The sequence below is a fragment of the Faecalibacterium sp. 7 genome, from assembly GCF_049562865.1.
Taxonomy (GTDB): Bacteria; Bacillota; Clostridia; order Oscillospirales; family Ruminococcaceae; genus Faecalibacterium; species Faecalibacterium wellingii.
In genome coordinates this window covers 512,174-535,522 of sequence record NZ_CP186911.1, presented here as the reverse complement: position 1 = coordinate 535,522, position 23,349 = coordinate 512,174, and the positions used below count along the sequence as shown (strand labels likewise).

Here is a 23,349-nt window from a genome sequence, read left to right as displayed (position 1 = left end):
TATTATGCTGAATGAGACCTACCGCGCGATGCTCGGCAATAAGAGCGTCATCCGCGAGACCTTCATGTACGGCAAACAGCGTGCCGCAGAGATCGGATATGAGAATGTGTTCGATTACTCGCTGGGCAACCCCAGCGTGCCCTGCCCGCAAGAGTTCACTGCCGCCATGCAGGACCTGTTGGCCAACGAGGAACCGGTAAACCTGCACGGCTACTGCCCCAGTCAGGGTGACCCGGGCTTCCGCACCGATGTGGCAGCGCACCTGACAAAGACCTTTGGCCTGTCCTATGAGCAGAAGCACATCTTCCCCACCACCGGTGCGGCGGGTGCCATTGCCCATGCCATCCGCGCAGTGACCCGGCCCGGCGATGAGGTGCTGACCTTTGCACCCTACTTCCCGGAGTACGGCCCCTATGTGGCGGGCACCGGGGCAGTCCTCAAGGTGGTGCCGCCGCAGGCACCGACCTTCCAGCCCAATCTGGATGCCTTTGAACAGATGCTCACCGAGAAGGTGACGGCGGTGCTCATCAATACCCCCAACAACCCCACCGGTGTGGTCTACTCTGCCGGGACGCTCACCCGCATGGCAGAGATCCTGACCGAAAAGAGCCGGGCATTCGGCCACAACATCTTCCTCGTCAGCGACGAGCCCTACCGGGATATCGCATTTGACGGCAAAAAGGTGCCTTACCCGGCAGCCTTCTACCCCCACACTCTCACCTGTTTCTCCTATTCCAAGAGCCTGAGCCTGCCCGGCGAGCGCCTTGGTTATGTGGCGGTGCGTCCGGGCTGTGAAGGCGAGGACATCCTTGTGGACATGATGGCCCAGATTCTCCCGCTTCACCGGCCACAACTGCCCGCCCAGCATCATCCAGCGGGCCGTAAGCCGCTGTCAGGATGTGACCAGCGATCTGAGCGTGTATGAGACCAACATGAACCTGCTGTACGATAAGCTCACCGCGCTGGGCTTTGAGGTGGAGCGTCCCGGCGGCACCTTCTACATTTTCCCGAAGGCGCTGGAAGAGGACGCCAACGCCTTCTGCAGAAAGGCCCGGGAGTTTGACCTGTTGCTGGTGCCCAGCGACAGCTTTGGCGTCAAGGGCTACGTGCGCCTTGCCTACTGCATCGACACCGAGAAGGTACAGCGCAGTCTGCCGGCCCTTGAAAAGCTGGCGGCGGCCTACCGCAAATAAACAAGCCGAACCGCTCCGGCGCGGCGATCGGCTGCGCGGGGCTGAAAACAAACCGCAAGAGAGGAAAGGGAACCCTGCTATGGAAAAGATCAAAATGACCACGCCCCTCGTCGAGATGGACGGCGACGAAATGACCCGCATTCTGTGGAAGATGATCAAGGATGAGCTGATCCTTCCGTTTGTGGACCTCAAGACCGAATACTATGATCTGGGCCTGCCCAACCGCGACGCTACCGCAGATAAAGTGACCATGGATGCCGCCCTTGCCAACAAGAAGTACGGCGTTTCGGTCAAGTGTGCCACCATCACCCCCAACGCCCAGCGCATGGACGAGTACAAGCTGCACGAAATGTGGAAGAGCCCCAACGGCACCATCCGCGCTGTGCTGGACGGCACCGTGTTCCGTGCACCCATTATGATCGACAGCATCAAGCCGGTGGTCAAAAACTGGAAAAAGCCCATCACCATTGCCCGCCACGCCTACGGCGATGTGTACAAGTGCACCGAGTTCCGCATCCCGGGTGCCGGCAAGGCTGAACTGGTGTTCACTGGTGCCGATGGCTCTGAGCAGCGTGCCACCGTCTTTGATTTTGAGGGCGCAGGCGTTCTGCAGGGCCAGTACAACAAGGACGATTCCATCCGCAGCTTTGCCCGCAGCTGCTTCAACTATGCACTGGATGTGAAGCAGGACCTGTGGTTCGGCGCAAAGGATACCATCTCCAAGAAGTACGACCACACCTTCAAGGATATCTTCCAGGAGGTGTACGACGCCGAGTATAAGGCAAAGTTCGAGGCCGCAGGCATCACCTACTTCTACAGCCTCATTGACGATATCGTTGCCCGCGTCATTCGCAGCGAGGGCGGCTTTGTCTGGGCCTGCAAGAACTACGACGGCGACGTGATGAGCGATATGGTCTCCACTGCCTTTGGCTCTCTGGCAATGATGACCAGCGTGCTGGTCAGCCCGGACGGCAAGTACGAGTTCGAGGCCGCCCACGGCACCGTCACCCGCCATTACTATAAGTATCTGAAGGGCGAAAAGACCTCCACCAACCCCATGGCGACCATCTTTGCATGGTCCGGCGCGTTCAAGAAGCGCGGTGAACTGGACGGCCTGCCGGAGCTGGTGAAGTTTGGCGAGGCACTGGAAGCCGCCAGCCTGCAGACCCTGAACGACGGCATCATGACGAAAGACCTGTGCGGTCTGGCTGAGGGTATCACCCCCACCGCCGTGGACAGTGAGGGCTTTATCAAGGCCATCCGCACCCGTCTGGAAGCCAAGCTGGCATAAAACGATTTTCAATATAACATAAAAACCGGAACGATCCACCCGAAAAAGGGAAGATCGTTCCGGTTTGTGTTTTAGGCAGGATGTGCGACAAACTGGAACTTGTCGGGGCAGCATAAACCCTCTCAGTCAAAGCCTGACGGCTTTGCCAGCTCTCCCGAAGGGCGAGCTCTTTGCAGCTGACGGAAAGCACCTATAAAGCTCCCCCTGAGAGGAAAGACTTCCCCCGGCCGGGGGAAGATGTCACCGCAGGTGACAAAAGGAGGAATCTGGACGCGAAGCGGCCTGAGAGGGTTTCTGTACTTGCAAACGCGAACTTGTCGGAGCGAGGCCCCTCCATCTTGCTGACGCAAGACCGTTCGGTCGCTTAAAAGCCCCACTGGGGCTTTTATTGTTCCACTTTGCTCCACAAACGCGAACTTTCAAATTAGTCTTTGCAAATAACCTTTGAACCTTCACCATCAATTACAATTCCCTGACGATTGTTAATTGGGCATAGATTCAAATCCGAAAACTCAGTCATTATTTTCTCGGTAACTTTCTTAAATGGTGCTGTAAGATAATGCGGAAGAACATAGAAATCAATCAAATCAAGCCCTGCATCATCTTCTTGTGAGTAGTCCTCCGGCTTTTCATCCATTTGCTCGATATATTGGATGCTTGGAGCGCATATAATCGCACCTGCCGATTCCCCAATCATCAGTTTTCCCTTTGCCAATTCTTTCTTCAACAGCTCATCCGTTCCCGTTTTACGGAGCTGGTCTATAAGGAAAAAAGAATTTCCGCCGGTAAAATATATCACATCCGCATCTTCAAAAACAGACTGTATCGTTGAAGAAGCCTCCGTTGAAATATCAATTTCAGTTACGATTGCTCCCAACTTTTTGAATAATTTTCGAGCCGAGCCGACATAACCGGTGTAGCCTTCACGCAGCGAAGCTGTTGGAATAAATGCGACTTTTTTATTTTCAATTTCTTCCTTTATCAGACTTCCTACACTTGAAAAGTGCGAACATAAAAACAGTTTCATCAATATTCTCCTTTATATATAAATTCGCGTTTGTGGAGCGAAGCGGAACAATGAAAGCCCCAGTGGGGCTTTTAAGTGACAGAACGGTCTTGCGGCAGCAAGATGGAGGGGCATCGCCCCGACAAGTTCCGATTTGTCGGTTACAAATGCAGTGCATCTAGCACTTCATTTACGATGTCCAGCGACACCTGCCCCGGTGCACTGGCCTGCCCGGGATTGGCAAAGGTCATGGCAGAGCCGAGGGCTTCGCCGGAAAGGCGGCTCACAGCGCCCAAAGCTCCCATGCTCATGGTGATGATGGGAGTCTCCGGATGCCGGTCGGCCATTTCAGCGGTGGCAGCCAGAAGCTCCAGCACGTCGGTGCGGCTCTGGGGCATCACAGCCAGTTTGGGCAGGTCAGCCCCGGCCCGCTGCATGGCAACCATGCGGCTCACCAGCTCGGCGCGCGGCGGCGTTTTATGGAAGTCGTGGCTGGAACACACCACTGCAGCCCCGGCGGTGCGGGCTTCTTCGATCAGCGCAGGAAGCTCTGCGCCTGCGGTGAAAAATTCAATGTCGATCAGATCAGCGCAGTCGGTGGCAAGAACGGTGCGGATAAAATGAAGATACTCTTCGTGGGCCAGAGCGACTTTGCCGCCCTCGGACTTTGTGCGGAAGGTGAAAAGAAGCAGCTGATCCTTTAAGGCAACGCGAAGTTTTGCGGCGCAGTGCACGATGGCCGGAAGGTCTTTTGCACCTTCAAAGCAATCGATGCGCCATTCCACACAATCGGCGCGCAATGTGGAAAACTCGGCGGCCTTTTCCAGAATGGCGGTTTCTGTGGGCTCTACAATAGGAATAATAACTTTGGGGCGGCCCTCGCCGATGCAGCAGCCGCGGATGTTGACACAGGACATGGCGCTTCTCCTTTATAGAATAAGTATAGCTATATCATACAGGATACGGGGATGACTCCATAATACGTTCTGCCCATTGCCTTGTCAAGAAAAAGGCGCGTCCTGTAACGGGTGAAAAACAGGGAGATCCTTTATCCTGCAAAGAAATTGGAAAAAATCTGTCAAAAAGTGTTGACAAGGAGGCGGGGGTGTGGTATTATACTTGAGCGCCAAGCGCTGAGGCAAAAGAATGACTTCCGAAGCCTCAGCAGGAAGCCCTTGAAAAGAACCAATAGACGCTGAAAAGTTTTGCGGTTGCGAGAGCAATGAACCGCCCCAGTGGGGCGTTCAAGCAAACAGAGCGGTCTTGCGAAAGCAAGATGGAGGGGTCTCACCCCGACAAGCTCACGGTTTGTTCTGAGAAACTTCTTGAGTGCCCAAGTTCAGAAAGTTCAAAAGCTTCTAAAAAATAAGGCTTGACAAAAAACCACTTCGGTGGTACAATAAACAGGTCGTCAGCCGCAAGGCTGAGGCGCACAGGACCTTGAAAATTGAACAATATCGAAAAACTTGTAAGGAACCTTTATGTGTTTGGAAAAACACTTAAAACAATTCCAAAAGTAATTCACACAGGACGCAAGCGATTGCGTGCTGAGCGAACAAGATTTAACACTTTTAAGTGATAAATATCATTTATAAAGAGTTTGATCCTGGCTCAGGACGAACGCTGGCGGCGCGCCTAACACATGCAAGTCGAACGAGCGAGAGAGAGCTTGCTTTCTCGAGCGAGTGGCGAACGGGTGAGTAACGCGTGAGGAACCTGCCTCAAAGAGGGGGACAACAGTTGGAAACGACTGCTAATACCGCATAAGCCCACGGCTCGGCATCGAGCAGAGGGAAAAGGAGCAATCCGCTTTGAGATGGCCTCGCGTCCGATTAGCTAGTTGGTGAGGTAACGGCCCACCAAGGCGACGATCGGTAGCCGGACTGAGAGGTTGAACGGCCACATTGGGACTGAGACACGGCCCAGACTCCTACGGGAGGCAGCAGTGGGGAATATTGCACAATGGGGGAAACCCTGATGCAGCGACGCCGCGTGGAGGAAGAAGGTCTTCGGATTGTAAACTCCTGTTGTTGGGGAAGATAATGACGGTACCCAACAAGGAAGTGACGGCTAACTACGTGCCAGCAGCCGCGGTAAAACGTAGGTCACAAGCGTTGTCCGGAATTACTGGGTGTAAAGGGAGCGCAGGCGGGAAGACAAGTTGGAAGTGAAATCTATGGGCTCAACCCATAAACTGCTTTCAAAACTGTTTTTCTTGAGTAGTGCAGAGGTAGGCGGAATTCCCGGTGTAGCGGTGGAATGCGTAGATATCGGGAGGAACACCAGTGGCGAAGGCGGCCTACTGGGCACCAACTGACGCTGAGGCTCGAAAGTGTGGGTAGCAAACAGGATTAGATACCCTGGTAGTCCACACCGTAAACGATGATTACTAGGTGTTGGAGGATTGACCCCTTCAGTGCCGCAGTTAACACAATAAGTAATCCACCTGGGGAGTACGACCGCAAGGTTGAAACTCAAAGGAATTGACGGGGGCCCGCACAAGCAGTGGAGTATGTGGTTTAATTCGACGCAACGCGAAGAACCTTACCAAGTCTTGACATCCCTTGACAGGCATAGAAATATGTTTTCTCTTCGGAGCAAGGAGACAGGTGGTGCATGGTTGTCGTCAGCTCGTGTCGTGAGATGTTGGGTTAAGTCCCGCAACGAGCGCAACCCTTATGGTCAGTTACTACGCAAGAGGACTCTGGCCAGACTGCCGTTGACAAAACGGAGGAAGGTGGGGATGACGTCAAATCATCATGCCCTTTATGACTTGGGCTACACACGTACTACAATGGCGTTAAACAAAGAGAAGCAAGACCGCGAGGTGGAGCAAAACTCAGAAACAACGTCCCAGTTCGGACTGCAGGCTGCAACTCGCCTGCACGAAGTCGGAATTGCTAGTAATCGTGGATCAGCATGCCACGGTGAATACGTTCCCGGGCCTTGTACACACCGCCCGTCACACCATGAGAGCCGGGGGGACCCGAAGTCGGTAGTCTAACCGCAAGGAGGACGCCGCCGAAGGTAAAACTGGTGATTGGGGTGAAGTCGTAACAAGGTAGCCGTAGGAGAACCTGCGGCTGGATCACCTCCTTTCTAAGGAGTCAGGCAAGGACAGACATCAAAAGATGGACAGTCGGACAGGACAGGTTTAAACGAGTAGCTGGGAGAGCACCTAGATATTGTTCCCTTATTTTGAGCGACTGATAATCGTGAGGTCGATGGTTCGAGTCTCCCACCATGAAAGAACCTTCAAAGACGTACCTTGAAAACTGAATAATAACTGCGAAACAAAGATTATAGTAAGTTCTTTTTAAGAAATATTACAATTTCAAAAGGAAGGGTAACAATAATCTTCGTTGGCAAGAGAGAATCAAGAGGATACCAAATGTTCCAAGAGAACGTTTGAAAGGTCAAGCGAACAAGGGCGCAGGGCGAATGCCTTGGCACTGGGAGCCGATGAAAGACGTGATAAGCTGCGATAAGCTTCGGGGAGCTGCAAATAAGCATTGATCCGGAGATTTCTGAATGAGGAAACTCACCTGGGTTCATACTCAGGTACGTTATACTGAACTTCAAAATAGGTATATCGAGGGAACCGCCTGAACTGAAACATCTAAGTAGGGCGAGGAAGAGACATCAAACGAGATTCCGTAAGTAGTGGCGAGCGAACGCGGAAGAGGGCAAACCGAGAGTAGAAATACTTTCGGGGTACGGACTGCTTTTAGGACTTAAGTCTGTTAACCGAACGGCATGGGAAGGCCGGTCAGAGAGTGTGAGAACCACGTAGGTGAAAACGGAGAGAGCTGCGCAGAATTCCAGAGTACGGCCAGACACGTGAAACCTGGTCGGAATACGGGGGGACCACCCTCCAACCCTAAATACTACCCAGTGACCGATAGCGTATAGTACTGTGAAGGAAAGGTGAAAAGCACCCCGGGAGGGGAGTGAAAAAGAACCTGAAACCCTGTGCCTACAAGCACCTAGAGCGCGTCAATGCGTGATAGGGTACTTTTTGTAGAACGGTCCGGCGAGCGATTGTATGCAGCAAGGTTAAGGACTTAAGGTCTGGAGCCGAAGCGAAAGCGAGTTTGAAAAGGGCGTTAAGTTGCATACAATGGGCCCGAAACCGGGTGACCTACCCATGGTCAGGTTGAAGTGGAAGTAAAATTCCATGGAGGACCGAACCGACCTCCGTTGAAAAGGCGGCGGATGAACTGTGGGTAGCGGAGAAATTCCAATCGAACCCGGAGATAGCTGGTTCTCCCCGAAATAGTTTTAGGACTAGCCTCAAGTTAGATACCTGGAGGTAAAGCACTGAATAGCCTAGCGGCCGAGAGGTTAGCGAAGCTTATCAAACTCAGAATGCCAGAGTATTGATGCTTGGGAGTCAGACAGTGTCAGATAAATGTCATTGTCAAAAGGGAAACAGCCCAGATCTACAGCTAAGGTCCCAAAGTCAGGTTAAGTGGAAAACGATGTGAAGATACGCAGACAACCAGGATGTTGGCTCAGAAGCAGCCACTCATTCAAAGAGTGCGTAATAGCTCACTGGTCGAGCGTCTTTGCGCGGAGAATTTAACGGGGCTAAACCTGACACCGAAGCTTAGGCAATACAGCAATGTATTGGGTAGGGGAGCGTTGTATACGCGGTGAAACAGTAGCGTAAGCGGCTGTGGAGTGTATAGAAGTGAGAATGCCGGAATGAGTAGCGCGAATGCAGTGAGAATCTGCATGGCCGAAAGCCTCAGGTTTCTGGAGGAAGGTTCGTCCGCTCCAGGTCAGTCGGGAGCTAAGGTGAGGCCTAACGGCGTAGCCGATGCACAGACGGTAGAGATTCCGTCACCACCAAAAGAGTTAAACACAGGGACACATATGAAGTCTCGGAGCCGGGTGTTGGTTCCGGTAGCGATCGAGGGAAATTAGTACCGAAGTCCGGGATGGAAGATGGCGAGAAAAGCTGTGTGTATTTCTGCGGTGCCCGTACCGCAAACCGACACAGGTAGGTAGGAAGAAGATTCTAAGGCCAACGGGAGAAGGGTTGTTAAGGAACTCGGCAAATTGACCCCGTAACTTCGGGAGAAGGGGTGCTGCAGCAATGCAGCCGCAGAGAATCGGCCCAAGCAACTGTTTACCAAAAACACAGGTTTGTGCTAAATCGAAAGATGACGTATACGAGCTGACGCCTGCCCGGTGCTGGAAGGTTAAGAGGAGATGTGCAAGCATTGAATCGAAGCCCCAGTGAACGGCGGCCGTAACTATAACGGTCCTAAGGTAGCGAAATTCCTTGTCAGGTAAGTTCTGACCCGCATGAAAGGCGTAATGATTTGGGCACTGTCTCAACAGCCCGCCCGGCGAAATTGTAGTACCGGTGAAGATGCCGGTTACCCGCGACAAGACGGAAAGACCCCATGGAGCTTTACTGTAGCCTAATATTGGGTTTCGATGTTGCATGCACAGGATAGATGGGACACTGGGAAGCAGGTGCTTTGGCGCTTGTGGAGTGGCCGTTGGGATACCATCCTTGCGATATTGGAATTCTAACCTGCGCCTTTGAATCAAGGCGGGGGACATTGTTAGGTGGGCAGTTTGACTGGGGCGGTCGCCTCCTAAAGAGTAACGGAGGCGTTCAAAGGTTCGCTCAGCTTGAACGGAAATCAAGCAAAAGAGTGCAAACGCAGAAGCGAGCCTAACTGCGAGACTGACGGGTCGAGCAGTAACGAAAGTTGGAGTTAGTGATCCGGTGGTATGTGAGTGGAAATGCCATCGCTCAACGGATAAAAGTTACCCTGGGGATAACAGGCTGATCTCCCCCAAGAGTCCACATCGACGGGGAGGTTTGGCACCTCGATGTCGGCTCATCGCATCCTGGGGCTGTATTCGGTCCCAAGGGTTTGGCTGTTCGCCAATTAAAGCGGTACGCGAGCTGGGTTCAGAACGTCGTGAGACAGTTCGGTCCCTATCTGTCGTGGGCGCAGGATATTTGATGGGAGCTGTTCCTAGTACGAGAGGACCGGAGCGGACGTACCTGGCGCACCAGTTGTTCTGCCAAGAGCATAGCTGGGCAACTATGTACGGATCGGATAAACGCTGAAAGCATCTAAGCGTGAAGCCGACCCAAAGATAAGATATCCCATTGTTTCAAACAAGTAAGACCCCTTGAAGACTACAAGGTTGATAGGCACGATGTGTAAGTGGAGCAATCCATTCAGCAAGCGTGTACTAATAGGTCGAGGGTTTGACCACAATTCGCTTGAGACTCTGAGAGTCAACGAAAAAATGTTAGCAGTGATTATTCAGTTTTGAAGGCACGTCCTTCTAAGAAACACTGGACAAAGTACAACAGATATGTTATACTAGGCCAGTCAGATCGGTCGGTGTCAATGACGGTGAGGTTCCACCTGTTCCCATTCCGAACACAGAAGTTAAGCTCACTTGTGCCGAAGATAGTTCGCTGGAAACGGCGCGTGAAAATAGGTAGTCGCCGACTTGAACAGAAAGCTCTGAGATGAAAGTCTTAGGGCTTTTTTGTTGCGTTTCGGGACAGAAAATAGTATTATAAAAGCAGAACCTTATACTTTCTACAGATTTTCCTGTTACACTGAATGCACAAGGAAAGGAGAGTCTATATGGAAAAATTGACGAAAAAAGGGCTGGACGGTACCCAGCTCAAGACCATTGCACTGGTGCTGATGGTACTGGACCACATTCATTATTTCTTCGAGTTCACCGGCTGCATCCCGACGGTGTTCAGTATGCTGGGGCGGCTCAGTGCGCCGCTGTTTCTGTTCTGCACGGTAGAGGGCTTTGCCCATACCCATGACCGCAGGCGGTATTTTATCCGCATCTGGGCTATCGGCGCAGCCATGGCGGCGCTGGAATTTTTTATGATTTACGCCAAGGCCTTCCGGCGCGGGGATGGCTTCTACCCGCAGAATGCTATTTTTCAGGATCTTGTGCTGCTGTGCATCGTCTGGCAGGGCATTGACTGGCTGCGGGAGAAAAAATTCGCAAAGGGCATTGGCGCCATTGCCGCCGTTTTGTGCTGGCCGTATGTGGTGGTAGTATTTCTGCTGCTCTTCCCCGGGGTACAGGAGATGCCCATTGCTTCAACGATCGTGGCCTTTGTCATTACAAGCCCGCTGCCCATGTGGACAACCATCACGGACGGCGGCTGGAGCTTTTTGCTGGGCGGTGTGCTGCTGTATGCCCTGCGGGGGCATCGCCGCGTACAGCTGACGGCATGGGCCGTGCTCATTTTCCTATGTGATTTTGTGCCGACCTTTGGGATGTTTTGCAGACAGGCGGACTTTGTGTGGACGCAGATGTTCACCGACTACTACGAGTGGTTCGGCGTAGCGGCGGTGCTGCTGATGCTGCTGTACAACGGGCAGCGCGGCAGCGGGCACAAGCAGCTTTTCTATTGGTTCTATCCCGCCCATGTGTATCTGCTGTATGGGGCGTCCTGCCTGCTTTATAACGTGTTGAGGTGATCTTGTGGCAAACATTCTGGCAGTGGATGACAATCTGGAGGTCTGCAAGCTGATCCGCACCGCCTTGGAGCGGGACGGTCACCGGGTAGAAACGCGGCAGGCGGGCGGGGCGTTGACCGAACCGCTATGCCGCTGGGCAGACTGCATCCTGCTGGACGTGATGATGCCCGGGGAGGACGGCTTTGCGGTCTGTCGGCGCATCCGCAGCCTGACCGAAGCACCCATTCTGTTTCTGAGCGCCCGCACCGACGAGGCTGCTGTGCTGGAGGGGCTGGGTATCGGGGCAGATGACTTTTTGTCCAAGCCCTTCCGGGTGGCTGAGCTGAGGGCGCGGGTGGCGGCACATCTGCGGCGGCAGAGCCGCACCCCGGCACACCGGATGGTGCGCAGCGGCGTGGCCTTTGACCTGACCGCCCGGAGCGCGGCGGTAGAGGGGAAGGCGCTGCCCTTGACCCGCTCGGAGTATGCCATCTGCGAGTATCTGGCGCTGCACGCCGGGCAGACCTTTACCAAGGAACAAATTTACGAAGCAGTTTTTGGCATTGACGGCACTGCGAACGACACCGCCGTGACCCAGCACATCAAGAATATCCGGGCAAAGCTGCGGGCGGCGGGCGTGCCGGAGCCGGAAAAGCTGCTTAATACCGTATGGGGCGTGGGGTACCGATGGAAAAGCGAAGACTGATTTCTCTGCGCAGCGTGCTGCTGCAATATCTGGTGCGCACGGCGCTGGCCTGCCTGCTGGTCGCGGTGGGGTGGCTGCTGGTGCTGCTGTTGTGGATCCAGAACAGCGGGCTGTTCCTGCCCGCGAATCAGGCCGCGCAGGCCTGCCAGAAGGCCGCACAGGACGTTTTGCCGGGCATGACTGTCGCCACCTTTGATGAGACCCAGCTGGACTCCTTGTGCCGGTACGCCCTGTTTGCCGCGCCGGACAGCAGCGAGGTGCTGGCCACCAACATGGATGCCGGGCACTTGCAGCGGGCAATGGAGAACCGGCAGGGGAAAACCCACTGGCATTTTGGCTATACACAGTATTATATGACGTCGAAATTGCAGGACGGAACGGTTTGCCTGCTGCAATTTGACTATGCCGTGCCCTACGCCGACCCTGCGCTGCGGGGCGTGCTGCCGGATATGCAGACCGTGCACTGCATTCTGGGCATTCTGCTGTTGGTAGGCGCGGTGGTGTGGAGCACCCGCAGGACCGGGCGCTTCCTGACCCGGGAGACCGAAAAGCTGACCGCCGCCGCGCAGGCGGTGGCGCGGAAGGATCTGGACAGCGCCGTGTTTTCCGGTGCGAAGGTGCGGGAGTATGAGAGCGCTTTGCAGGCATTGCAGACCATGGGCGATGAATTGACCGGCAGCCTGCAGAAGCAGTGGGACATGGAGCAGCGGCAGCGGGAGCAGATCATTCAGCTGTCCCACAAGCTGAAAACGCCGCTGACCATCATCGAGGGCAACGCGGAGCTACTGGCGGAGGATGACCTGACTGAGGAACAGCGGGCGCAGGTGGAAGCGATTCTGCAGGGTGCAGAGCAGACCCGCACCTATCTGGGAAAGATCCGTGCCGAGGTGCAGACCCCTTTGAAGTATCGACAGAGAAAATGAAAACAGCCCGGTGCGAAACCCTTTCGCACCGGGCTGTCTGCTGTGATAAGCGAAAATTACGGCTGCTCGGCCACCATCATCTTGCTGGCCTTGTAGATGTCGCCGCAGCCGAGGGTGATGACCAGATCGCCTTCCCGGGCGTTCTGCTTGACCCAATCAGCGGCCTCCTCCAGACTGTTCACCAGAACAGAGCCGGGGATCTGGGCAGCCAGCTTTGCGCTGGTGATGCTGGGATCGTTGGGCTCACGGCTGCCCATGATGGGAGTGAGCACCGTGATGTCGGGGATCTTGAGCACATCCACAAAGTCGTTGAACAGCATCTTGGTGCGGCTGTATGTAAACGGCTGGTGGACGGCGATCAGCCGCTTATAACCCATTTCCTTGGCTGTGGTCAGGGTGGCGCGCAGCTCGGTGGGATGATGGGCATAATCGTCCACGACCAAAGCACCGTTGCATTCGCCGTAGACCTCAAAGCGGCGGCCGGCACCCTTGAAGTTCAGGGCGGCATCGGCGCACTGCTCCACGGTCAGGCCGATGAAGCGGCAGACGGCGCACATGGCAAGTGCATTGTAAATGTTATGGTAGCCGGGCACAGCCAGACGGATATGGCCGGTGACCTTGTTCCACTCCTTCAGGTCGAACTCAAAGAAGCCGGGCTTGTATTCGTTCACGTTCAATGCCTGATAATCGCCGTCGTTCTGGATGCCAAAGGTACGCACGCGGCGGTCCAGCGTGTACATGACATCCATGGTGTTCTTGTCGTCCGCATTGGCAAAGATCATGAACTTGGTCATCAGGGCAAAGCGCTTGAAGGCGAACTTCAGCTCGCCCATGCTGCCGTAGTAATCCAGATGGTCGTTGTCGATGTTCAGCACAACGGACAGATAGGGGGTCAGCTTGAGGAAGGTCTCGGCGAACTCGCAGGACTCGATCACGATGTCGTCGCCCTTGCCGGCCTTGCCGTAGCCGTTGATGAGGGGCAGCTTGCCGCCGATGACAGCGGACGGGTCGCGGCCTGCCAGCTCCAGCGCGGTGGTGATCATGGAAGTGGTCGTGGTCTTGCCGTGGGTGCCGGAGACGCAGATGCTCTGCTTGTACAGGCGGCTCACATAGCCCAGCAGCACGCTGCGCTCGATGGTGGGGATGCCGTAGGAGGCAGCGGCATTCAGCTCCACGTTATCCTTGGAAATAGCGGCGGAATAAACCACCATATCGGTGCCGATGACATTGTCTGCACTGTGGCCCAGACTGACCTTGACGCCCATCTCCCGCTCGTAGCGGATGATGCTGCCATCCAGCACATCGCTGCCGGAGATCTGGTAGCCCTTGGCCGCAAGGATCTGGATCAGCGGATACATGCCGCTGCCGCCGCAGCCGATGAAGTGGATCTTTTTTACATTGTCCAGCAGGTGCTGGTTGTAATCGGTGTACATGAACATAGTAAGGCAACCTCCAAATAAATAACGGCCGCAGAGCAGACCGGCTCGATCCATTCTATTAGGATACATCTTATTATATAATTTTTGACGGACAAAATAAACAGGTAATCCCGAATTTTCGGAAAGAACCATAAATCCAATTCGGAATTTGTGATAAGTGTACAAGAAAACCGAAACCGGCAACTTCTTCATAAAAGATTTACATTTGCCTTTACAAAATACTTAACAACTTTGAATCATCTGTGGTAAAATAGAAAAGGACAATTTTTTAAGGGATCGTCGGTGCGGCCGACAGAGGATGCAGAACGGTTTTATAAAAGGAGAAATAATGTGAGAATCAAGATCACAGCGGACAGCACCTGCGACCTGTCCGAAGAGCTTTTGGCACAGTGGGACATTGCCCTGATGCCCATGCACATTCTGATGGGCGAGGATAGCTATCTGGACGGCGTAACGATCTACCCGGCAGATGTGTTTGCCTATGTGAATGCGGGCGGCAAAATGCCCAAATCCGCCGCCGCAAATCTGGTGGAATATACCGAATTTTTTGAGCCGTTTGCCAAAGAGTGCGATGCGGTGATCCATATTTCGGTCAGCAGCAAGCTTTCGTCCTGCTTCCAGAATGCGAAGCTGGCGGCAGGCGAATTCGAGAATGTCTATGTGGTGGACAGCCAGAATATCTGTACCGGGCAGGGCTATCTGGTGCTGAAAGCGGCCAAGTGGGCTGCAGATGGCCTGCTCCCCCGCAACATTACGATGCGGCTGCAGAGCCTTGCCAAACGGGTAGAGCTGAGCTTTGTACTGGACCGGCTGGACTTTATGGCCAAGAGCGGCCGCTGCTCCGGTGTGCTGGCCTTCGGGGCAAACCTGCTGGGCATCAAGCCCGCACTGGAAGTGATCGACGGCGAGCTGAAGGTAGTCAAAAAATACCGCGGCAGCCTGCCCATCTGCGTGGGCAAGTACATCACCGACCGTCTGGTGGAACGCGACGACATCGAGGACAGCCTTGTGTTCATCTCCTCCTGCCAGCCGAAGCCCGGCTGCATGGACGCAGTGAAGGCGGGGCTGAAGAAATACGGCAGCTTCAAGGAATGCCACGAGACAGACATCGGCACCACCATCGGCGGCTATTCCGGCCCGGGTACCATTGGCATCGTGTTTGCACGGAAGGAAAAATAAAAAAGTGGCTGTTGCACATGCGACAGCCACTTTTTCTCACTGGGAGCGGCGTTTTAAAATTTCATCCAGAATGGCGTCGGCCACATCCGCCTTGCTCATCAGCGGAAGCTCCCGGGCACCGTCCGGGGTGATGAGGGTGACTACATTGGTGTCCACGCCAAAACCGGCACCGGCCACCTTGAGATTATTTGCCACCACCATATCCAGATTCTTTCGGGTGAGCTTTGCAGAGGAGTTTTCCACAAGGTCGCGGGTCTCCATGGAAAAACCACACAGGAACTGGTGGGCCTTCCGGGGGCCGATGGTGCCCAGAATATCCGGCGTGCGTTCCAGAGGAATGGACATGTCGCCGTCTTTTTTCTTGATCTTGTCGTTTGCTACGGCAGCGGGGCGGTAGTCGGCTACGGCAGCGGCCATGATGAGAACATCTGTGTCCTCAAAGCGGCTGGTGACGGCCTCGTACATCTGCTGGGCGGTGGTCACGGGCACATCGGTGGTGAAGCGGACCGGCTGCAGAGCGGTCTCGCCGTGGATGAGGGTGACATCCGCGCCGCGCATGGCGGCGGCCCGGGCAAGGGCGTAGCCCATCTTACCGGTGGAGTGATTGGTCAGGTACCGCACCGGGTCCAGGGCCTCCTGCGTGGGGCCGGCAGTGACGGCAATGCGCAGACCGGCAAGGTCCTTGGGGCGGGCGATGGTGTGCAGGATGTATTCAAGCAGCACATCCTCCTTGGGCAGACGTCCGCTGCCCACATCCTTGCAGGCCAGCACGCCGCTCTCGGAGGGGATCACCGTAAAGCCGTACCGCTGCAGCGTGGCAAGGTTATCCTGCGTGATGGGGTTTTCCAACATGCCGGTGTTCATGGCCGGAGAGACCAGCTTGGGGCACTTTGCCGCCAGCACCACGGTGGTGAGCATGTCGTCGGCGATGCCGTGGGCCATTTTGGCGATGATGTTGGCGGTGGCCGGTGCTACAAGGATCACATCTGCCTTTTTGGCCAGCGAGATATGGGTGACTTCAAACTTGAAATCGCGGTCAAAGGTATCCACCATGCATTTGTGGCCGGTGAGGGTCTCAAAGGTGAGGGGAGTGATGAACTGGGTGGCATTCCGGGTCATGATGACCTCCACATCGGCTCCCAGCTTGCGCAGTGCGCTGGCCACGTTGGCCATTTTATAGGCGGCAATGCCGCCGCTTACGCCCAGAAGGACGCATTTTCCGTTCAGATCCATTGGTTAAACCTCCTGCAAAAACGTACTGTTTCCACATTTCTTACCTTAGTATAATGCAAAAGTTCCGCCAGCACAACAAAATCTTTGTACGGGCTTGTAACTGGGGGCAAAATGCGGTAAAATACAGCTTGACAAAGAATGGACAGACTGCGGTGAGGGGCAGGCTATCGGGGAGCTTTCTCCGCGAACAGCCCGGGACTCCAGTCCCGCCCTGCTGCCTGCGGCAGCAGGGTCCCACCCCAGGACGTTCGCCGGAGAAACTCCCCGCCGTCCTGCCGGATACTGCCGCGTTATAAAGGGAAAACAGAATTATGATCTTAGCCATTGATATAGGCAACACCACCGTCGCCCTTGGGGGCATTCGGGACGGACGTGTATGCTTTGTGGCGCGCATGGACACGGTGCGCACCCGCACGGCTGCAGAATATCGTGCCGAAATGGATAAAATTTTTGCGCATCGCCGCCACCCGGAACGGCCCATGCGGTTTGAGGGCGCTGTGCTCACCAGCGTGGTGCCCCAGATTACGGGGGCGCTGGCGGAGTGCGCTCGTCATTACACCGGCAGGAAACCGGTCATCATATCACCGGAGATCCACACGGGCCTGATCATGGGGGTGGATGAACCCCATGCCGTGGGCAAGGACAGACTGGTGGATGCGGCCTACGCGGCGGCAAATTTCCCGCTGCCGGTGGTCACGGTGGACCTTGGCACTGCCACGACCTTTAATGTGGTGGATGAAAACCGGGTATTCCGGGGCGGCGTCATCTGCCCGGGGCTTTCCACCGGGCTGCGGGCACTGGGCGACCGCTGTGCCCAGCTGCCGCAGGTGCATCTGGGCTCACCCAGAAGTGCCATTGGCACCAACACCGAAAAATGCATGCTGTCCGGCTCCGTGATGGGCACCGCTGTGCTCATCGACGGCATGGTGCAGCGCATTGAGGAAGAGCTGGGCCGCCCGGCAACACTGGTGGTAACAGGAGGGCTGGCAAAATATGTGACGCCGCTGTGCCGCCATGCGCTGACCTACGACCCGGAGCTGCTGATGAAGGGTCTGGCCCTTTTGTACCAGCTCAACGCACCGCAGCCGCCGCGTCACAGTGCGGGCGGCGGCAGGCATTATGCCAAGCAGAACCAGCACGGCCACGCAAAACAGCGCTCCTACAGCAAAAAGCGCACCCGCCGCGAGCCGGAAGCACTGGCAGGCTGATGCGGGACGATAGGATAGGGAGAAAAAACAGATGAAATTAGGCATTCTTGGCACGGGAAAGATCGTGCGGGAATTTTTGCCCTGGCTGGTGGAGCACACGCCCTTTGCGGTGCAGGCCATCTGCAGCACCGAGCGCAGCGCCGAGCTGGCCCAAAGCCTTTGCGGCCAGTATGGCGTGCCGCAGCACACCACCAACTTTCTGGAGCTGCTGCAGTGGGTGGATGTGGTGTACATTGCAGTGCCGAACCTGCAGCATGTGCGCTACGCCCGCGTGGCGCTGGAGGCGGGCAAACACGTCATTGTGGAAAAGCCGCTGGCCCCCTCGGCAGCACAGACCGAAGAGCTGGTGGAGCTGGCGCGGCGCAAAAAGGTGTTTCTGTTCGAGGCTGTGACCACCCAGTATCTTGAAAATTACGCAAAGATCCGGGAGCTGCTGCCCCGCATCGGCACCGTAAAGCTGGTACAGTGCAATTTCAGCCAGTATTCCAGCCGGTATGATGCCTTCTGTGCAGGCGATGTACAGCCTGCCTTTGACCCGGCCTGTGCCGGCGGTGCCCTGATGGATCTGGGCGTGTACAATGTGAGCTATATCGTGGGCCTGTTCGGCGAGCCGAATCAGGTAAAATATACCGCCAACATGGAGCGCGGCATTGACACCAGCGGCATCCTGACGATGGATTACAGCGGCTTCAAGGCTGTGAGCATTGCCGCCAAGGACTGCGCGGCCCCGGCCCGGTACATCATTCAGGGCACGAAGGGCTATATCCTGCAGAAATCCACCGCTAACTGCTGCGGCGGCATCACCTTCCACCCCAACGAGGGCAAGGAGGAGCACTACAATCTGAACGGCGGCAGGCCCCGGCAGGCGGCAGAGTTTGAAGCTTTTGCCCGTGCGCTGGAAAACGGCGATCAGGAGCTGTGCACCCGGATGCAGGATACCACCATCGCGGTCAGCCGTGTGCTGACGGTGGCCCGCCGCAGTGCGGGCATCCGCTTCCCGTGCGACCGCTGACCCCCAAAACAGCCATTTCCATTGGAACACGCCCTGACAAAACGCGCTCCGATCTGTTTGAATATTTACCCAAAACCCGCATAGAGCGGGCAGGTTTGCGCCGTATCCGACGTATCGGGCGGAACGGCAGCAGGAGGAAAACTGAATATGAAAAATACGAAAACTCTTACCCGTGTGGCACTGCTGGTTGCCATTGAGCTGGTCATGAAGATGGTGGGTCTGGGCAGTGTGCCTGTGGGCCCGCTGTACATGAGCTTCCTGACCCTTCCCATCGCGGTGGGCGCCATCACCATGGGCCCGGCGGTGGGTGCGCTGCTGGGCGGCGTGTTCGGCGCAGTGAGCTTCTATGACGCCATCACCGGTGCTTCCGCCATGACCGGCGCACTGTTTCAGGTGAGCCCCGTCAACACCTTTATCCTGTGTGTGGGCATGCGTGTGCTGATGGGCCTGTGCTGCGGCCTAATCTTCAGCGGCCTGAAGCGCTTTGACAAGCCCGGCACCTGGAGCTACATCCTCAGCGCCATGAGCGCACCCTTCCTGAACACGGTGTTCTTCATGGGCTGGATCGTGCTGGCCTTCTATGGCTGCGACTACGTGCAGAACCTGGTGTCCGTCAAGGGCGCTGCGAACCCCTTCATGTTCGTGGTGCTGCTGGTCGGCGTGCAGGGCGTGGCCGAGTTCCTTGTCTCCGGCATTCTGGGCGGCATCGTAGCCCGTGCCGTGGCAAAGTTCGTAAAATAAAAGATGTGCCGAATGTCAGGGCGGCGCATTCCGTAAAAATAGTTTTTCAAAGGGACTGCTGTGCATTGCGTGCGGCAGTCTCTTTTTGTACGGATACAGATTTAAATGGCCGCCGCGTTCGCTTTGGCCATAATTAGCGGAAATTTTATTTTTTATTCGCGTTTGTCGCAGCCTGCAGGCTGCTCCAAACGCATTTTCACAAAAAGGCCGTATTGAAAAATGCATGTTTTCATGCTGACGCGGATGCTCCCGCAGGGAGCCAGCGACAGCATATGGTGTTCACCGCCCAAGCCCCTTCCCGTGAAAATGGGTTTCAGGAAAGTCCGCAGACTTTCCTGAAACCCGAAATTTAAAATCTTTTTTCCGCTGAAGATGCGCGGAGCGCATTCAAAATCGTCCCTCTCACGTATTTTCATCTTCTTGCATAGGATGGCGCACAGCGGAAAAGGGGAGGAAACGGCATGGAGACAAAGCAGTTTGCGATCGTAGGCACCGATGCCCGGCAGGCGGCGGCAGGCCGGGCGCTGGAACGGGCGGGCTGTGCGGTGAGCGGGGCCGAACAGGTGGCGCGGGCAGACTGCATCCTGCTGCCGCTCCCGCTGGACGAGAGCCGCACCCCGCTGGCAGAGCTGCTGCGTGCCGCAAAGCCCGGCGCGGTGGCGCTGGGCGGCAGGCTCTCGGCTCAGGCAAAGACCATCGCGCAGGAAGCGGGCGTGGAGCTGGTGGATTACTACGCGCGGCCGGAGCTGGCCATCTACAATGCCATCCCCACGGCGGAAGGGTGCATCGGCATCCTGCTGCGGGAGAGCACCCGCACCCTGTGGGGCGCAAACATCCTGCTGCTGGGCTTTGGCCCGGTGGGGCAGGCGCTGGGGGTACGGCTGGCAGCGTTGGGAGCGGATGTGACTGTCTGCGCCCGGCGTCCGGAACAGCGGGCTCTGGCCGAGAGCCTTGGCCTGCGCGGTGCAGAGCTGGCCCGGCTGGGCGCTCTGGCCCCGGCCTTTGACCGGGTGGTGAACACGATTCCTGCACCGGTGCTGACAGAGCCGGTGCTGACGGCCCTGCGGCCCGGAAGCCTGATCGTGGATCTGGCCTCGAAGCCCGGCGGAACGGATTTTGCGGCAGCGCAGCGGCTGGGCCTCCGTGCCATCCATGCACTGAGCCTGCCGGCGGTCTGCGCGCCGGAAACAGCAGGCGAAGCGGTGGCACGCACGGTGCTGGCCATTTTGCGGGAGCGGGAGGAATGCACATGACCACACAGAAAAGGGGAAGCGCCGCATTTGCGGTGTGCGGCAGCTTCTGCACGCTGGAAACGGCATTGGAAGCGGCGCGGATGCTGACACTGCAGGGCTGGGATCTGCTGCCCATCATGAGCTTTGCGGCCGGGCAGGACACCCGCTTTGGCACCGGAACGTTCTGGAAGGAACGGCTGGAGGCCCTTACCGGGCACCCGGTGCTGGATACCCTGCAGGCCGTGGAGCCGCTGGGCCCCAGACAGATGGCACAGGCGCTGGTCATTGCGCCCTGCACCGGGGCCACGCTGGCAAGGCTGGCGGCGGGCCTTTCCGATACGCCGGTGACGCTGGCGGCAAAGAGCCTGCTGCGGGTGGGGTGCCCGGTGCTGGTGGGCATTTCCACCAACGATGGGCTGGGAGCATCGGGGGAGAACATCGCCCGGCTTTTCCAGCGCAAGCATTACTATTTTGTGCCTTACGGGCAGGATGACCCCATTGCCAAGCCCAGCAGCCTGAAGGCGGACTTTGCCCGTCTGCCCGCTGCACTGGACGCTGCGCTGGCCGGGCGGCAGCTGCAGCCCGTTCTGCTGCAAAACAACGTCTGAATGGCTTTTCAGCCGGGACAAAATGTGGTATACTGAATTTGATGCTTTGCCGGTGCAGTACGGCCGGGCAAAATAAGCTTCGATGGAGAAAACCAGATGAAAAAACTGACCGCAGCGCTGTGTGCTGTGCTGCTTGTGTTCTGTATGTTCGTGCCGGGGGCTGCGGCGGCTGGCCCTGCCCTTGGTGCCACCCGCGCTTACTGCATCATCGATGCAGACACCGGCCTTGTGCTGGCACAGCAGGATATGAACGAAGAGCTGCACCCGGCGTCCATCACCAAGGTGATGACGCTGGGTCTTGCCTGTGAAAAGGCGCAGGGAAACTGGGAGGATACAAAGCTGACCGTGAGCCACGAGGATGTGTACTCGCTGGCAGGCACCGATTCCAGCCACATCGCCCTGCTTGAGGGCGAAGAAGTCCCCCTGACGGATGCGCTGTATGCCACCCAGATGGCCAGCGCCAACGACGGCGCCAACCTGCTGGCCGAATATTTCGGCGGCGGCACCATCACGGACGGCGTAGAGAAGATGAACGCAAAGGTGAAGGAACTGGGCCTTGCGCACACCCACTTTTCCAACCCCCATGGCATCAGCGACGAGGACCACTACACCAGCTGCTACGACATGGCGCAGATCCTGCGCTGGGCACTGGAGCAGCCGGGGTTTGAGCAGGTGTTCACCCGCAATGAGATGTACACCATGGACCCCACCAACATCCAGCCCGTGACCCGCTACTTTTCCCAGCAGGACAAGCTGCGCATCGGCTCCAGCCGGTACCATATCACATCGGTCAAGGGCTCCAAGCTCGGCTATACCAACACGGCCCGCTACAGCTACGCCTGTTTGGCAGAGCAGAACGGCGTCCGGCTCATCTGCGTGACCATGCAGAGCGAGCTGAGCACCGATAAATACAACGATGTCCGCACCCTGCTGGACTACGCCTTCAGCACCTTTACCGGCTACACCGACCTGCCCGCCCGGGGCGTGACCGCGCAGCTGCCGGTGATGGGCGGCGGCGGGAGCCTTGGCGCCGTGACCGTCTCCGACCCCGGCGTGCGGCTGCTTCTGGCCGACGGCCTGACCGCGGAGGATGTGGACGTGGCGCTGGAGCTGCCGGAGACCTATCTGCTGGGCACCGAGCCGGAGGTGTACGCAGTGTACACCGTCAAAGGCGGCACAAAGCAGGAAAAGACCAGCGTCCGGGTGGAAGCCGAAGTGACCGGCCTTGCCCAGCTGCTGGACGGCAGCACCGGCGTAGAGCTGGAAGCGGCCAAAGCGGTAAAGCCCAAAAGCCGGGTGCTGTGGCTGCTGGGCATTTCGCTGGGGTCCACGGCGGCGGCAGCGGCAGTGACCCTTGTGGTGGTGCGGCTGCTGGCAAAGCGGAAAAAGCGCCGGGCCGGCCGCCGGTGATCATGCGCAAAAGCCTGCACAGAAGCAGACTTTTCCAGATAAAAATGAGAAGCGGCTTTTATGCGGACGAACACCGCGAAGAAGACCGCTTCCAAAATCGCTTTACAAAAAGAGAGGTACAAAACTATGGGCAAGTTTACGTTTACTCAGACCGAGATCCCCGGTGTTGTGGTCATTGAGCCGCAGGTGTTCGGCGACGACCGCGGTTACTTTATGGAGACCTACCAGAAGGATCAGTTTGCCGAAGCCGGCATCGATAAGGAGTTCGTGCAGGACAACCAGAGCCGCTCCACCCGCGGTGTGCTGCGCGGCCTGCACTTCCAGAAGAACCACACGCAGGGCAAGCTGGTGCGCGTGACCAAGGGCGAGGTGTTCGATGTGGCCGTGGACTGCCGCCCCCACAGCGCCACCTTCGGCAAGTGGGTGGGCGTCACCCTGTCCGAGGAGAACAAGAAGATGTTCTATATCCCGGAGGGCTTTGCACACGGTTTTCTGGTGCTGAGCGATGTGGCAGAGTTCTGCTACAAGTGCACCGATGTCTACGACCCCACCAGCGAGGGCGGCATCCCCTACGATGACCCCACCGTGAACGTGCAGTGGCCGGACTGCGGCTGTGAGCACAAGACCAGCGCAAAGGACAAGCTGCACGAGCCCTTTGCTGCACAGAAGTTTGAATATTTTGAAAAGTGGTGA

General features: G+C 56.6%; 16 protein-coding genes, 3 rRNA genes and 1 pseudogene. 16 read left to right on the top strand and 4 right to left on the bottom strand.

Annotation, left to right across the window (positions count from 1 at the left end):
* Positions 1-4 precede the first annotated feature (4 nt).
* Both ACKXF7_RS02745 and ACKXF7_RS02740 read left to right on the top strand, forming a co-directional pair.
* Positions 5-1,193, top strand: a pseudogene (locus tag ACKXF7_RS02745) (pyridoxal phosphate-dependent aminotransferase).
* A gap of 79 nt (positions 1,194-1,272) precedes the next feature.
* The gene (locus tag ACKXF7_RS02740; protein WP_005937607.1) at positions 1,273-2,484 is read left to right on the top strand and encodes an NADP-dependent isocitrate dehydrogenase; all 1,212 of its coding nucleotides are present in this window, start codon (positions 1,273-1,275) and stop codon (positions 2,482-2,484) included.
* Between the two features lie 424 nt (positions 2,485-2,908).
* Here the strand turns inward: ACKXF7_RS02740 and ACKXF7_RS02735 are convergent, their stop codons facing one another.
* Together ACKXF7_RS02735 and aroD are read right to left on the bottom strand one after the other, a co-directional pair.
* Complete coding sequence (locus ACKXF7_RS02735) at positions 2,909-3,511, bottom strand: Type 1 glutamine amidotransferase-like domain-containing protein (protein ID WP_423742063.1); 603 nt, start codon at positions 3,509-3,511, stop codon at positions 2,909-2,911.
* 140 nt (positions 3,512-3,651) lie between these two features.
* Complete coding sequence (gene aroD, locus ACKXF7_RS02730) at positions 3,652-4,407, bottom strand: type I 3-dehydroquinate dehydratase (protein ID WP_423742062.1); 756 nt, start codon at positions 4,405-4,407, stop codon at positions 3,652-3,654.
* A gap of 671 nt (positions 4,408-5,078) precedes the next feature.
* On the opposite strand from aroD, the gene ACKXF7_RS02725 reads away from it, so the two are divergent.
* The 6 genes from ACKXF7_RS02725 to ACKXF7_RS02700 all read left to right on the top strand — a co-directional run bounded on the left by ACKXF7_RS02725 (position 5,079) and on the right by ACKXF7_RS02700 (position 12,594).
* A 16S ribosomal RNA gene (locus ACKXF7_RS02725) occupies positions 5,079-6,589 on the top strand.
* 315 nt (positions 6,590-6,904) lie between these two features.
* A 23S ribosomal RNA gene (locus tag ACKXF7_RS02720) occupies positions 6,905-9,739 on the top strand.
* 127 nt (positions 9,740-9,866) lie between these two features.
* Positions 9,867-9,983, top strand: a 5S ribosomal RNA gene (gene rrf, locus ACKXF7_RS02715).
* The 16S, 23S and 5S rRNA genes sit together here, the layout of an rRNA operon.
* A 139-nt stretch (positions 9,984-10,122) precedes the next feature.
* Positions 10,123-10,986, top strand: a complete 864-nt coding sequence (locus ACKXF7_RS02710) for a TraX family protein (RefSeq protein ID WP_423742061.1) — start codon at positions 10,123-10,125, stop codon at positions 10,984-10,986.
* Between the two features lie 4 nt (positions 10,987-10,990).
* Positions 10,991-11,671: a response regulator transcription factor gene (locus tag ACKXF7_RS02705; protein ID WP_423742060.1), complete on the top strand. Its 681-nt coding sequence runs from the start codon at positions 10,991-10,993 to the stop codon at positions 11,669-11,671.
* Positions 11,653-12,594: a histidine kinase dimerization/phospho-acceptor domain-containing protein gene (locus ACKXF7_RS02700; protein WP_249237922.1), complete on the top strand. Its 942-nt coding sequence runs from the start codon at positions 11,653-11,655 to the stop codon at positions 12,592-12,594. The genes ACKXF7_RS02705 and ACKXF7_RS02700 overlap by 19 nt, the downstream gene beginning before the upstream one ends.
* 56 nt (positions 12,595-12,650) lie before the next feature.
* Here ACKXF7_RS02700 and murC read toward each other — a convergent pair whose 3' ends face one another.
* Complete coding sequence (murC, locus tag ACKXF7_RS02695) at positions 12,651-14,033, bottom strand: UDP-N-acetylmuramate--L-alanine ligase (protein ID WP_249237923.1); 1,383 nt, start codon at positions 14,031-14,033, stop codon at positions 12,651-12,653.
* A 330-nt stretch (positions 14,034-14,363) separates the two neighbouring features.
* Here murC and ACKXF7_RS02690 point away from each other — a divergent pair, with 330 nt between their 5' ends.
* A complete protein-coding gene (locus ACKXF7_RS02690) occupies positions 14,364-15,212 on the top strand; it encodes a DegV family protein (RefSeq protein WP_423742059.1) in 849 nt (282 codons plus the stop codon).
* 36 nt (positions 15,213-15,248) lie between these two features.
* On the opposite strand, the gene coaBC is transcribed toward ACKXF7_RS02690, so the two are convergent.
* Positions 15,249-16,445 (bottom strand): bifunctional phosphopantothenoylcysteine decarboxylase/phosphopantothenate--cysteine ligase CoaBC, encoded by a 1,197-nt coding sequence (coaBC, locus tag ACKXF7_RS02685; protein WP_423742058.1) that lies wholly within the window; start codon positions 16,443-16,445, stop codon positions 15,249-15,251.
* A gap of 311 nt (positions 16,446-16,756) precedes the next feature.
* Here coaBC and ACKXF7_RS02680 point away from each other — a divergent pair, with 311 nt between their 5' ends.
* The 7 genes from ACKXF7_RS02680 to rfbC all read left to right on the top strand — a co-directional run bounded on the left by ACKXF7_RS02680 (position 16,757) and on the right by rfbC (position 23,349).
* Positions 16,757-17,653 (top strand): type III pantothenate kinase, encoded by an 897-nt coding sequence (locus ACKXF7_RS02680; RefSeq protein ID WP_423742057.1) that lies wholly within the window; start codon positions 16,757-16,759, stop codon positions 17,651-17,653.
* Between the two features lie 31 nt (positions 17,654-17,684).
* On the top strand, positions 17,685-18,665 hold the full coding sequence (locus ACKXF7_RS02675; RefSeq protein WP_339396308.1) for a Gfo/Idh/MocA family protein: 981 nt from the start codon (positions 17,685-17,687) through the stop codon (positions 18,663-18,665).
* 147 nt (positions 18,666-18,812) lie between these two features.
* Complete coding sequence (locus tag ACKXF7_RS02670; protein ID WP_005943857.1) at positions 18,813-19,406, top strand: ECF transporter S component; 594 nt, start codon at positions 18,813-18,815, stop codon at positions 19,404-19,406.
* Positions 19,407-19,867: 461 nt separating this feature from the next.
* Positions 19,868-20,659, top strand: a complete 792-nt coding sequence (locus ACKXF7_RS02665; protein ID WP_423742056.1) for an NAD(P)-dependent oxidoreductase — start codon at positions 19,868-19,870, stop codon at positions 20,657-20,659.
* Positions 20,656-21,246: a dipicolinate synthase subunit B gene (locus ACKXF7_RS02660; RefSeq protein ID WP_348584466.1), complete on the top strand. Its 591-nt coding sequence runs from the start codon at positions 20,656-20,658 to the stop codon at positions 21,244-21,246. The genes ACKXF7_RS02665 and ACKXF7_RS02660 overlap by 4 nt, the downstream gene beginning before the upstream one ends.
* Before the next feature lie 96 nt (positions 21,247-21,342).
* Positions 21,343-22,656: a D-alanyl-D-alanine carboxypeptidase family protein gene (locus ACKXF7_RS02655; RefSeq protein ID WP_423742055.1), complete on the top strand. Its 1,314-nt coding sequence runs from the start codon at positions 21,343-21,345 to the stop codon at positions 22,654-22,656.
* Positions 22,657-22,782: 126 nt separating this feature from the next.
* Positions 22,783-23,349, top strand: a complete 567-nt coding sequence (gene rfbC / locus ACKXF7_RS02650) for a dTDP-4-dehydrorhamnose 3,5-epimerase (protein ID WP_044953950.1) — start codon at positions 22,783-22,785, stop codon at positions 23,347-23,349.

Excerpts from the sequence above, each read along its gene's own strand:
- ACKXF7_RS02740 (WP_005937607.1), top strand. The coding sequence starts at position 1,273 with ATGGAAAAGATCAAAATGACCACGCCCCTCGTCGAGATGGACGGCGAC.
- ACKXF7_RS02735 (WP_423742063.1), bottom strand. The coding sequence starts at position 3,511 with ATGAAACTGTTTTTATGTTCGCACTTTTCAAGTGTAGGAAGTCTGATA.
- aroD (WP_423742062.1), bottom strand. The coding sequence starts at position 4,407 with ATGTCCTGTGTCAACATCCGCGGCTGCTGCATCGGCGAGGGCCGCCCC.
- ACKXF7_RS02710 (WP_423742061.1), top strand. The coding sequence starts at position 10,123 with ATGGAAAAATTGACGAAAAAAGGGCTGGACGGTACCCAGCTCAAGACC.
- ACKXF7_RS02700 (WP_249237922.1), top strand. The coding sequence starts at position 11,653 with ATGGAAAAGCGAAGACTGATTTCTCTGCGCAGCGTGCTGCTGCAATAT.
- murC (WP_249237923.1), bottom strand. The coding sequence starts at position 14,033 with ATGTTCATGTACACCGATTACAACCAGCACCTGCTGGACAATGTAAAA.
- coaBC (WP_423742058.1), bottom strand. The coding sequence starts at position 16,445 with ATGGATCTGAACGGAAAATGCGTCCTTCTGGGCGTAAGCGGCGGCATT.
- ACKXF7_RS02680 (WP_423742057.1), top strand. The coding sequence starts at position 16,757 with ATGATCTTAGCCATTGATATAGGCAACACCACCGTCGCCCTTGGGGGC.
- ACKXF7_RS02675 (WP_339396308.1), top strand. The coding sequence starts at position 17,685 with ATGAAATTAGGCATTCTTGGCACGGGAAAGATCGTGCGGGAATTTTTG.
- ACKXF7_RS02670 (WP_005943857.1), top strand. The coding sequence starts at position 18,813 with ATGAAAAATACGAAAACTCTTACCCGTGTGGCACTGCTGGTTGCCATT.
- ACKXF7_RS02665 (WP_423742056.1), top strand. The coding sequence starts at position 19,868 with ATGGAGACAAAGCAGTTTGCGATCGTAGGCACCGATGCCCGGCAGGCG.
- ACKXF7_RS02660 (WP_348584466.1), top strand. The coding sequence starts at position 20,656 with ATGACCACACAGAAAAGGGGAAGCGCCGCATTTGCGGTGTGCGGCAGC.
- ACKXF7_RS02655 (WP_423742055.1), top strand. The coding sequence starts at position 21,343 with ATGAAAAAACTGACCGCAGCGCTGTGTGCTGTGCTGCTTGTGTTCTGT.
- rfbC (WP_044953950.1), top strand. The coding sequence starts at position 22,783 with ATGGGCAAGTTTACGTTTACTCAGACCGAGATCCCCGGTGTTGTGGTC.